The organism is Ruegeria sp. HKCCA0235A, from assembly GCF_013033235.1.
GTDB lineage: Bacteria > Pseudomonadota > Alphaproteobacteria > Rhodobacterales > Rhodobacteraceae > Ruegeria.
This window is the reverse complement of sequence record NZ_WQDQ01000011.1, coordinates 167,781-176,896: the sequence shown is the minus strand read 5'-3', so window position 1 is coordinate 176,896 and position 9,116 is coordinate 167,781. Positions and strand designations below refer to the sequence as shown.

At 59.0% G+C, this 9,116-nt stretch carries 12 protein-coding genes; 7 read left to right on the top strand and 5 right to left on the bottom strand.

Features of this window, described 5'->3' with window-relative positions; genetic code table 11:
• Window positions 1-366 precede the first annotated feature (366 nt).
• Window positions 367-1,554: a Zn-dependent hydrolase gene (locus tag GOW56_RS18110; protein ID WP_171206751.1), complete on the bottom strand. Its 1,188-nt coding sequence runs from the start codon at window positions 1,552-1,554 to the stop codon at window positions 367-369.
• Between the two features lie 136 nt (window positions 1,555-1,690).
• Here GOW56_RS18110 and GOW56_RS18105 point away from each other — a divergent pair, with 136 nt between their 5' ends.
• The 4 genes from GOW56_RS18105 to GOW56_RS18090 are packed head-to-tail and all read left to right on the top strand — an operon-like array spanning window position 1,691 to window position 5,190.
• Window positions 1,691-2,341, top strand: coding sequence for a histidine phosphatase family protein (locus GOW56_RS18105; protein ID WP_171206750.1), 651 nt, complete (start codon window positions 1,691-1,693; stop codon window positions 2,339-2,341).
• Window positions 2,342-2,359: 18 nt separating this feature from the next.
• Complete coding sequence (locus GOW56_RS18100) at window positions 2,360-2,974, top strand: glutathione S-transferase family protein (protein WP_171206749.1); 615 nt, start codon at window positions 2,360-2,362, stop codon at window positions 2,972-2,974.
• A gap of 14 nt (window positions 2,975-2,988) precedes the next feature.
• A complete protein-coding gene (locus GOW56_RS18095; RefSeq protein ID WP_171206748.1) occupies window positions 2,989-4,044 on the top strand; it encodes a saccharopine dehydrogenase in 1,056 nt (351 codons plus the stop codon).
• A 3-nt stretch (window positions 4,045-4,047) separates the two neighbouring features.
• A complete protein-coding gene (locus tag GOW56_RS18090) occupies window positions 4,048-5,190 on the top strand; it encodes a saccharopine dehydrogenase family protein (protein WP_171206747.1) in 1,143 nt (380 codons plus the stop codon).
• 90 nt (window positions 5,191-5,280) lie between these two features.
• Here the strand turns inward: GOW56_RS18090 and GOW56_RS18085 are convergent, their stop codons facing one another.
• From GOW56_RS18085 to GOW56_RS18070, 4 genes are all read right to left on the bottom strand, one after another.
• Window positions 5,281-5,484: a DUF1127 domain-containing protein gene (locus tag GOW56_RS18085; protein ID WP_152459347.1), complete on the bottom strand. Its 204-nt coding sequence runs from the start codon at window positions 5,482-5,484 to the stop codon at window positions 5,281-5,283.
• A gap of 58 nt (window positions 5,485-5,542) precedes the next feature.
• A complete protein-coding gene (locus GOW56_RS18080) occupies window positions 5,543-5,770 on the bottom strand; it encodes a DUF1127 domain-containing protein (RefSeq protein WP_152459348.1) in 228 nt (75 codons plus the stop codon).
• 252 nt (window positions 5,771-6,022) lie between these two features.
• Window positions 6,023-6,340 (bottom strand): DUF3775 domain-containing protein, encoded by a 318-nt coding sequence (locus GOW56_RS18075; protein ID WP_152459349.1) that lies wholly within the window; start codon window positions 6,338-6,340, stop codon window positions 6,023-6,025.
• Between the two features lie 85 nt (window positions 6,341-6,425).
• The gene (locus tag GOW56_RS18070; RefSeq protein ID WP_171206746.1) at window positions 6,426-7,199 is read right to left on the bottom strand and encodes a DUF1365 domain-containing protein; all 774 of its coding nucleotides are present in this window, start codon (window positions 7,197-7,199) and stop codon (window positions 6,426-6,428) included.
• Window positions 7,200-7,345: 146 nt separating this feature from the next.
• Here GOW56_RS18070 and GOW56_RS18065 point away from each other — a divergent pair, with 146 nt between their 5' ends.
• Genes GOW56_RS18065 through GOW56_RS18055 form a run of 3 tightly spaced genes read left to right on the top strand, consistent with a single transcriptional unit; the run spans window position 7,346 to window position 9,114 of the window.
• Complete coding sequence (locus tag GOW56_RS18065) at window positions 7,346-8,002, top strand: sigma-70 family RNA polymerase sigma factor (protein WP_171206745.1); 657 nt, start codon at window positions 7,346-7,348, stop codon at window positions 8,000-8,002.
• A gap of 10 nt (window positions 8,003-8,012) precedes the next feature.
• A complete protein-coding gene (locus tag GOW56_RS18060; RefSeq protein WP_171206744.1) occupies window positions 8,013-8,663 on the top strand; it encodes a ChrR family anti-sigma-E factor in 651 nt (216 codons plus the stop codon).
• Window positions 8,664-8,709: 46 nt separating this feature from the next.
• Window positions 8,710-9,114, top strand: coding sequence for a hypothetical protein (locus tag GOW56_RS18055; protein WP_171206743.1), 405 nt, complete (start codon window positions 8,710-8,712; stop codon window positions 9,112-9,114).
• Window positions 9,115-9,116: the final 2 nt, after the last annotated feature.

Sequence of the window (9,116 nt, the reverse complement as noted above, 5' to 3'; positions counted from 1 at the left end):
CAACCAGCAAAATCAACCATCTTGCCGCCAAGCTCGACGTGCAAAGAGTGGAGAGGCGTGCGCTTCGGTGTGGTCATGATCCGGTCAACTTCCGATTATCCAAAGGTCAAAATGCATAACCGTCAGTCTGCCCCAAGCCGCATAGAATGCAATGATTCCACCCGGTTTCTAGTGAAACACCGATCCGAAGAAGAGGCGGTATACAGACGCATGCATCACGAATGTTCCTATAGGAAACTTTTTTCCGTTAGGCAACAACCCTCGTTTCCATCGCGTGAAATCCCCGGCGCCCGGCCGGGTGCCGGGGGGGAGGATTTCACCGCCGATGCACAACCTTCCTCGGGATTTTTCGTTGCAAAGTGGCGATTAGACAGAGAGGGACCGTACGGCACGCACCAGAACTTCGAGCCCCGCAATCAAATCGACCTCTGCCGTATCTTCTGCAAAATCATGGCTGATTCCGTCGATCGAGGGCGTGAACAGCATCGCGACCGGCATCAGGCGCGACACGTTGGTGGCATCGTGCAAGGCCCCCGAAGGCATTCTGCGCCACCGACCCGGTGCAACCTGTTCCGCACCGCGTTCAAGAGCGCGGCGCAAGGTTTGATCCATGGCGACGGGATCCAGCCCCAGCATGGGACCGTAATCCAAGCTCATCCCCATTTGCTCAGCGGTTTCTTGTGCCGTCGCCCGAATGATTTCCTCCATCCGGGCCAAACGGTCTGCATCAGCATCGCGCCATTGCATCGAGAACCGAACCCGTCCCGGCACGATGGACGAAGCGTTTGGATGCAGGTCGACCCGCCCGATGGTCCAGACAGTCTGCGGGGTGACAACATTGCGAAACCTCTCATTGAGCCGGGTGTTGAACAGGGACAGGGCCTGAAATGCGTCGCGCCGCAGGTGCATGGGGGTGGTGCCGGCGTGGTTCTGCTGACCTTCGAAGGTGATCGGCATATCGCGGATGCCAACGATATCGGTGACGACTCCGATCTGGTCTCCGGACGCGTCCAAAGAGGGGCCCTGTTCGATATGCATCTCTATGAAGCCGTTGAAACGGGACGGGTCCACGAAGCCCCGGGACAAGTCTGCCATGGAGGATCGGGCCTGGCCAAAGCTGACGCCGGCCCCATCGGTCAACACATCGGCTTTTTCCAGAGACAACCCGCCCGACCAGACAGCAGAACCGGTGGTCACACCAAACCGCCCCTCTTCGTCCTGAAAGCTGACGACCGAAACGGGCCGGTCGCTGGAACGTGCGATTTCCAGCGCGGCAATGACGCCAAGGGCGCCGTCCAGCCAGCCGCCTTCGGGCTGACTGTCGGAATGTGATCCCATCAGCAGCGAAGGACCGGACGCCAATCCGAACAGGTTTCCCACCGGGTCAAACTGCGGGGTCAGGCCTGCTTCGCGCATACGTCCGGCAAGCCACTGGCGCGCGGCGATATCCGCGTCGGAATAGGCGGGGCGGACAACCCCCTTGCCCACACCCGAGGCACCGAATTCACGCAACTTATGCAGGTCGGTCAGAAAACGCGTGTGATCGACGGTCATAAACCCCTCCGAAGGCTTGTACGGGGCGAACCATAGCCAGAAACAGAAAAGGGGCGAGGTTTTTTTCGACAGGCGTGAAACCCCTCTGGCACAGGAGGGGAACCTGCCCTAAGACTTCGGCGCAAGAGGGACCGACATGTCACATATCACATTGGTGCGTCACGGGCAGGCGAACACAACGGCGCGAGACGAGGCAAGTTACGACAGGCTCAGCGACTTGGGGCATCAGCAGGCGCGCTGGCTGGGGGCGCATCTGCGTGATACCCGCAGCCACTATACCCGGGTCTATTGCGGCACCCTGACCCGTCACGCCGAGACAGCGGACAGCATGGGATTGCACGAGCCAATCCGTGACGCGCGACTGAACGAGATCGAGTATTTCACGCTGGCGCAACTGTTCGAGGACCAACACGGTGTTGCGATCCCCACGGACCGCGAAGGTTTCGTCGAACATCTGCCCAAAACCTTTGCGGCCTGGGCCAACGGCGAAATCGAGAACCCGCCGGAAACCTTCGAAGAATTCGAGACGCGCGTGCGCGACGCGCTGCACGAGATCGGAACCGAGGGCGGACCGGCCATTGTCGTGACCTCGGGCGGGTTGATTTCGATGGTGGTGCGGCAGGCGATGGGGTTGGATATACCGTCAATGGCACGGGTGGCCCTTGCCATCATGAACACGTCGATGCATCGTCTGCATCCGATTGGTGCTCAGCTGAGCCCAGTCCTTTTCAACGCCGTTCCGCATCTGGAAGCCCCTGATCGGCAGTTCGCGCAGACCCACCTGTAACCAGACCGGAGACGCCTGATGCAGCTTTACTATGCACCCCGAACCATCTCGGTCGCTGTTGCGATCGCACTGGAAGAGGCCGGGCTGGAATACGAAGCGATCAAGCTCGACTTCGCCGGGGGCGAACAGACGAAACCAGCTTACAAGCAAATAAACCCCAAAGGCCGCGTTCCGGCGCTGGTGGTGGATGGCGGCATCCTGACTGAAACCGGAGCCCTGCTGGAATTCGTTGCAGCCAAGGCCCCCGAGACCGGGCTGGTGCCGGCTGATCCGGTGATGGCTGCCCGGATGCGCGAAGTGATGTTCTACCTTGCCTCGACCATGCATGTGAACCACGCGCACAAGCTGCGCGGGCACCGCTGGGCCGACAGGAAATCCAGCTGGAAAGACATGAAAGACAAGGTCGCGCAGACGATGACCGCGTCCTGCGATTATATCTCGTCGAACGGCCTGCGTGGTCCATTTGTGCTGGGCGAGGCGTTCTCTCTGGCCGATGCCTATCTGTATGTGGTGTGCAGCTGGCTGGAAGGCGATGGCGTGGACGTTTCGGCCTTTCCTAAAATCGTCGCCTTCCGTGAGGCGATGGAGGCACGCCCTTCGGTTCAGGCAGTGCGTGCTGCCGGAATGCTCTGACAAAAGGAAATATGATGACACATCTCTGGGTCCGGGCAGAACAGCGCCCGAACGAAAAACGGGTTGGGCTGACGCCGGAAGGCGCCGCCGCACTGATCGCGGCCGGCATCCGCGTGACGGTCGAGGAAAGCCATGCACGCGCCATTCCACTGGACGGCTACAAGGAAGCAGGCTGCGAGATCGCGCCCGAGAATTCCTGGCCCGAGGCCCCGCTGGACGCGATCATCTTCGGCCTCAAGGAACTGCCCGAAGACGGTACACCCTTGCCCCACCGCCACATCATGTTCGGCCATGCCTTCAAGGGCCAGCATTCGGGCCGGGCTCTGCTGGAACGGTTCAAGGCAGGCGGCGGCACGCTTTATGATCTGGAATACCTCGTGGATGAGCATGGTCGCAGGGTCGCCGCATTCGGCTATTGGGCAGGTTACGCGGGCGCGGCGGTGACGCTCAAGACCTGGGCGGCGCAGCAACGGGGCGGGATCTGCGGCCCTGTCGGCGTCTATCCCGGCAAGGACGCGCTGAACGCCGAACTTCTGGCAGAATTGGACGCCACCGGCGCGCCCCGCCCCCGCGCCATCGTCATCGGAGCTTTGGGCCGTGTAGGCACCGGCGCCGCTGACCTGTGTGAGGCGATGGGCGTCGCGGTCACCAAGTGGGACATGGCCGAAACCGCCAGCGGTGGGCCTTTCCCGGAAATCCTCGACCATGATCTGTTCCTGAACTGCATCTTCGCGCGCCCCGGAACGCCTGTATTGGTCCCGCGCGAGGCGCTGACCGCCCAGCGCAAGCTGACCGCCATCGGTGACGTGGCCTGCGACCCGGACAGCGACTACAACCCGGTGCCCGTCTATGACCGCGCCACCACGTGGCAAGAACCCGCCCTGCGCGTGGCCACCGACCCCGTGATGGACGTGATGGCGATCGACAACCTGCCGTCGATGCTGCCGGTCGAAAGCTCGGAAGACTATGCCGCGCAACTGCTGCCGTCCTTGCTGACTCTGGCCGATCTGGACAGCGGTGTCTGGGGTCGGGCAGAAGCAACTTACAAAACGCATATTGAAGGACTCTGAACGATGACCATTCATTGGTGTGGCACCGGCCTCTCGGCCATTCCCGGCCTGCGTCGCCTGATCGAAGGCGGCCACAAAGTCACCGTGTGGAACCGGACCGTCGACAAGGCAAGGGCCGAGGTCGGAGACCTGACCGACGACATCCGCGCCTTCGACATCGACGCGCTTGGCGCCGTACTGGAGAAGGGCGATGTGATCGTCTCGATGCTGCCTGGCGACTGGCATGTACCGCTTGCGGAACTGGCGATTTCGAAACAGGCCAATTTCGTCTCGTCCTCGTATATCGCGCCCGAGATGCGCGCGCTGGATGACAAGGCACGCGAGGCCGGTGTTGCACTGGTCAACGAGGTCGGGCTGGACCCAGGCATCGATCACCTGATGGCACATGCCCTGATCGACGACTACCGCGGCTCCGATGCGTTCGACCCGGAAAACCACCTGAGCTTCATTTCCTATTGCGGCGGCATTCCCAAGAACCCCAACCCGTTCCGCTATAAATTCAGCTGGTCGCCGCTGGGCGTGTTGAAAGCGCTGCGGTCGCCGTCGAAATCGATCCGCGATTACGCGCCGCTGGACGTTGCCCGCCCCTGGGATGCGATTAGCAGCTACATCGCCCCGCTGCCGACACCGGAAAGCTTCGAGGTCTACCCGAACCGCGATTCAATCCCCTTCATGGCGCAGTATCATTTCGAGGATCACTGGCCGGTCAAGGAATTCGTCCGCGGCACCCTGCGTCTGAACGGCTGGGCCGACGCGTGGTCGGATGTGTTCACCGAGATCGAAACCCTGTCCGGCCCGGAAGGGGATGCGCGTCTGAAAGAGATGTCGGACCAGTTCTGGGAGGAAAACGCCTATGACGAAGGCGAGCCTGATCGTGTTGTGTTGTGCGTGGGATTGAAGGCCGAGAAAGACGGCATCGAAGTCTGGCACAAGACCTATGTCATGGACGCCTGCGGCGACGAACGCGGCACGGCAATGGCGCGTCTGGTGTCGATTCCGGTCTCACTTGCCGTCGAGGCCGTATTGAACCGCGCCATCCCGGCCGGTGTTCACGCGGCCCCCAGCGATCCCAAGCTGGTGCAGGGATGGATGGGTGAAATCGACAAGCTGGCCCAGCATCTGCAAATCGTCGAGCACACGGCCTGAATGAAAAAAGCCATTCCAGACTGTCTGGAATGGCTTTCATTTTCTTAATTTATGCATGTTGTCCTCGTTCGGGTTTCCCTCACCCGGCCTTCAGATATACCGCTGGATGGTATCTTCGATATCACTACGGTTGATGCCCAGCTCGGACAACTGATGATCGGTCAAAGCATTCAGATGCTGGGCTGCGCGGACAATATCAGGGCTGATCGAACGGATCCGCATGGCACGATCGAACAGCAAAAGCGCACTGGCGGCCGGAGCCGGTTGATTGGTGGGCGGTACGACGTCGAACATTCTGGTAACCTCGCTAACATGCTTTTGGGGATTGTCTCAGTTCACGCTGAATGCTTGATCACTGCCGGTATGGCTTGTTGTGATACACACTTTCATATGCGCGCCTTTTGATCTGATCCCGCTGGATGCCGATGTCGGCCAGTTGTACGTCATCAAGCTTTTCCAGATCCCGCACGGTTTTCGAAAAAATCCGGCGGCGGAAATGCTCGACCTTTGCTTCTGCATAGTTTGAAAACAGACCGTCAAGCAGGCCACCCCGGCCTTCGAATGTTTGTGTATGTGACATGTCTTTCTCCTCCTGAACTCAATGTCTTTGTCTTCCTGACATCAAATTTGGGAAGGCTGCCTTAACGTTGCCAAACCGGTTCATTAAGGTTTGTTAAGACTCGTATGGAGGGAAAGTTTGGGCTGGACCGAGGCGTTGATTGCAAACTTCGATCCAGGCCCGCGACATGTCTTTTCAGTGGCGGATCATCAGTGGCGGATCAAGATAACGCGAATATCGATCCGTCGCAGAAAACGCCCCTTTGCACGCAGGTCACATCAGATCGTTTTCAACGTCCTCGGCTGATATCCCCAGCGCGTCCAGACCGTTCTCAAGGTGGTCTGACATGTGCGGAGTGCCGATCAGGTAGTCGGCGCAGGGGGTCGAGGCCTCGGCCTTGGCAGTGGCGATCGCTTCGGCCAGATCCTCGGGGAAGAAGCTCTCGCGGCCGATCCACATGATGGCAACCAGTTCGGCTTGCTCGTCTTCGCTCATACGTTCGATGAAGGCGCGCATTTCACCTTCTGCCCGGTTCAGCTCGCGCCCCATCATGGCAATCTGAGCGACCTTTCTTGCCGATATTTCCAACATGCATCAGCTCCTCGTGTTCGCGGTTGTCGTGCCATCACAATCACCGAACAAGGGCCGAGTCTTTGATCTTACGCAAACAACGGCCCTAGTTCCGCGCACGCGAAATCGGCTGGTCCGGTACCGGTTGCCTGCGAAACGGGCGAAAGGTGGCTTTTTTCAGCCACAGCCTGAAAGCCTGCCAGACGATCAGTGCAAAGGTTCTCCGGGCGCCGAATGGTCGCCGCAGCAAGGACCACAGAATCACGCGGTTGGTCAGGGGTTGCCGCGGGCCGGTCAGCGTCGCGATCAGCCCACCGTCAGCGCGGCCGTAATCAATCCAGACACCGACGCGATCCGCGCGATAGTCGAAGCGGAACGTATAGCTGCCTTCGATTTTCTGAAACGGTGAAACGTGCATCAGCTTGTCCGCCACCACCCTGTCAGTCGGTTCGATGACCGAGAAATCGGGTTTGTGACACAGGTAACTGTGCCGGGTGCCATAGGTATTGGTGACCTCGGCCACCACGGCATAAAGGTGATCGCTGTCGTCAATACAGAACCAAAAACTGACGGGATTGAAAACGTGACCCAAAACGCGCGGTTGCGTCAGCAACTTGAAACGCGCCGGTTGTTGCACCGACATTTCATCAAATCGCGCGCGGAGCCATTGGGCCCCTTCCCCATGACCCGGCTCTCCCCCATGATCGCTGGTGCGCCAGTTCGTGACATTCGCGCGATCAACCGAAAACAGCAAAGGGGTGTCCAGCTCTGCTTCGGGATCCAGCAGGATGTAATCGACCGAGTATCGGAATGCGTTTTCAATCGCACCCTTGCGCCCGTGATAGGTATGACCCGCGATATGGTCTATTTCCTGCGTCATCCGCTGCTTTCTGGCCTTCCCGTAAATGCCTTGAACTACACTGATTTCCTTCAGATGCTGGTAATTCCGATACGGCAATTTGCACAATTTGGATCATAATGTCCCGATAAAGTGATCCGGCTTGGGGAACGCGCCGTAATGAGGTTATGTTTACCGAGATCGATACCGTGACCTTGGACGAACCTGTGGCTGAACCGGCCGCCCTTCAGCCTCGGCGCGAAAAGAAACGCATCAAGGGTAGACGGGTGAACGGAAGTAACGGCAGGCGCGAGACCAGAACCGAATGGGTGGATCACGTCAGGCGCATCCGCGACGCGCAGGATCAGGCGGCGTTTGCCGAGCTGTTCCAGCACTTCGCGCCACGAATCAAGGCGTTCCTGATGAAGTCAGGATCAGACGCCACGATGGCCGAGGAGTGTGCGCAGGAGGTGATGGCGACCTTGTGGCACAAAGCCCATCTGTTCGACCCGACGCGGGCAACAGTGGCTACTTGGGTATTCACGATTGCTCGGAACAAGCGCATTGACGTTCTGCGCAAGCAACGCCGCCCCGAACCCGAAGAATTGTGGTGGGGTCCCGAGGCCGAGCCTGAGCAGGACGATGTCATCGCGCTGCAACAAGAAACCGCGCAGCTTCGCACCGCTTTGACAGCGTTGCCAGACGCGCAGAGAGAGCTGATCGAAAAGGCGTATTTCGGTGATCTGAGTCATCGGGAAATTGCGTCTCAGACCGGGTTGCCCCTGGGAACGATCAAATCACGAATCAGGCTGGCGCTGGACCGCTTGCGCCATGCAATGAACTGAGATGAGTACGATGAGTAAATCGATCAAACATCACCTGACAGATGACCTGCTGATGGCATATGCCGCAGGCAGTCTGCCCGAGGCATTCGACCTGATGGTCGCGACTCATCTGTCGCTGTGCGACCATTGCCGTGCGCGGGCGGAAAGTTACGACGCCGTGGGTGGGCATGTTCTGGAGGAACAGACTGAATCCATCGCCATGAGTGACAAATCTCTGGCCGCGACTATGGCGTTGATCTCCAAAGGTGCGCCAGCGTCCAAACCGGCGCGTCCGAACTGCTCGGTATTGCCGGCCCCTTTGCAGGATTATGTCGGCGGTACGGTTTCAGATATCCGATGGAAACCGATCGGCATGGGTGTGAAACAGGCCATTCTTCCAACCACAAGCGAGGCCTCGGCCCGGTTGCTGTTCATTCCAGCCGGAACGGCTGTACCAGATCACAGCCACAACGGTATAGAATTGACGATGGTGCTTCAGGGCGCATTCTCGGACGAAGTGGATCGCTTCGCCCGTGGCGACGTCGAGATCGCGGACGAGGATTTGGAACACACGCCTGTGGCGGACATTTCGGAAGATTGTATTTGTCTGGCGGTTACGGATGCACCGTTGAAATTCACCAAGTTGATGCCACGCCTGTTCCAACCCTTCCTGCGCATCTGAATTTGCCGGCGAGCGCCGCGTACGGCGTGTTTTGACAGGAATGATCATGTTCGCAAGACTTGCTGTGTGCGTCCTTCTCGTTGCAATCGCGCCCGTCGCATCAGCCCAAATGTCGGCCGAGGTTCAGTTTCAGCCCGGCAATTTTGGCACCATGGTCAGCGGAACCATCTCAGGAGATGAGTACTTCGACTATTCGCTGGGCGCCAAAGCCGGACAGGAGATGTTTGCCGATCTTCAGGTCAGCGACACCAATGGTAATGGTGTAGTCTATTTCAACATTCTGCCGCCGGGCAGCGACGGTGTGGCGATCTATAACGGGTCGATTGACGGCAATACGGCCCGGATCACCTTGCCCGACGATGGAGACTATACGATCCGCGTCTATCTGATGGGCAATGACAGGGATACCGGAAAAACCGTGGGGTACAACTTGGATCTGTCCATCCAGTAGAT

Coding starts and splice junctions, on each gene's coding strand:
- GOW56_RS18065 (WP_171206745.1), top strand. CDS start 7,346: ATGTTTACCGAGATCGATACCGTGACCTTGGACGAACCTGTGGCTGAA.
- GOW56_RS18105 (WP_171206750.1), top strand. CDS start 1,691: ATGTCACATATCACATTGGTGCGTCACGGGCAGGCGAACACAACGGCG.
- GOW56_RS18110 (WP_171206751.1), bottom strand. CDS start 1,554: ATGACCGTCGATCACACGCGTTTTCTGACCGACCTGCATAAGTTGCGT.
- GOW56_RS18090 (WP_171206747.1), top strand. CDS start 4,048: ATGACCATTCATTGGTGTGGCACCGGCCTCTCGGCCATTCCCGGCCTG.
- GOW56_RS18055 (WP_171206743.1), top strand. CDS start 8,710: ATGTTCGCAAGACTTGCTGTGTGCGTCCTTCTCGTTGCAATCGCGCCC.
- GOW56_RS18070 (WP_171206746.1), bottom strand. CDS start 7,199: ATGACGCAGGAAATAGACCATATCGCGGGTCATACCTATCACGGGCGC.
- GOW56_RS18085 (WP_152459347.1), bottom strand. CDS start 5,484: ATGTTCGACGTCGTACCGCCCACCAATCAACCGGCTCCGGCCGCCAGT.
- GOW56_RS18075 (WP_152459349.1), bottom strand. CDS start 6,340: ATGTTGGAAATATCGGCAAGAAAGGTCGCTCAGATTGCCATGATGGGG.
- GOW56_RS18060 (WP_171206744.1), top strand. CDS start 8,013: ATGAGTAAATCGATCAAACATCACCTGACAGATGACCTGCTGATGGCA.
- GOW56_RS18095 (WP_171206748.1), top strand. CDS start 2,989: ATGACACATCTCTGGGTCCGGGCAGAACAGCGCCCGAACGAAAAACGG.
- GOW56_RS18080 (WP_152459348.1), bottom strand. CDS start 5,770: ATGTCACATACACAAACATTCGAAGGCCGGGGTGGCCTGCTTGACGGT.
- GOW56_RS18100 (WP_171206749.1), top strand. CDS start 2,360: ATGCAGCTTTACTATGCACCCCGAACCATCTCGGTCGCTGTTGCGATC.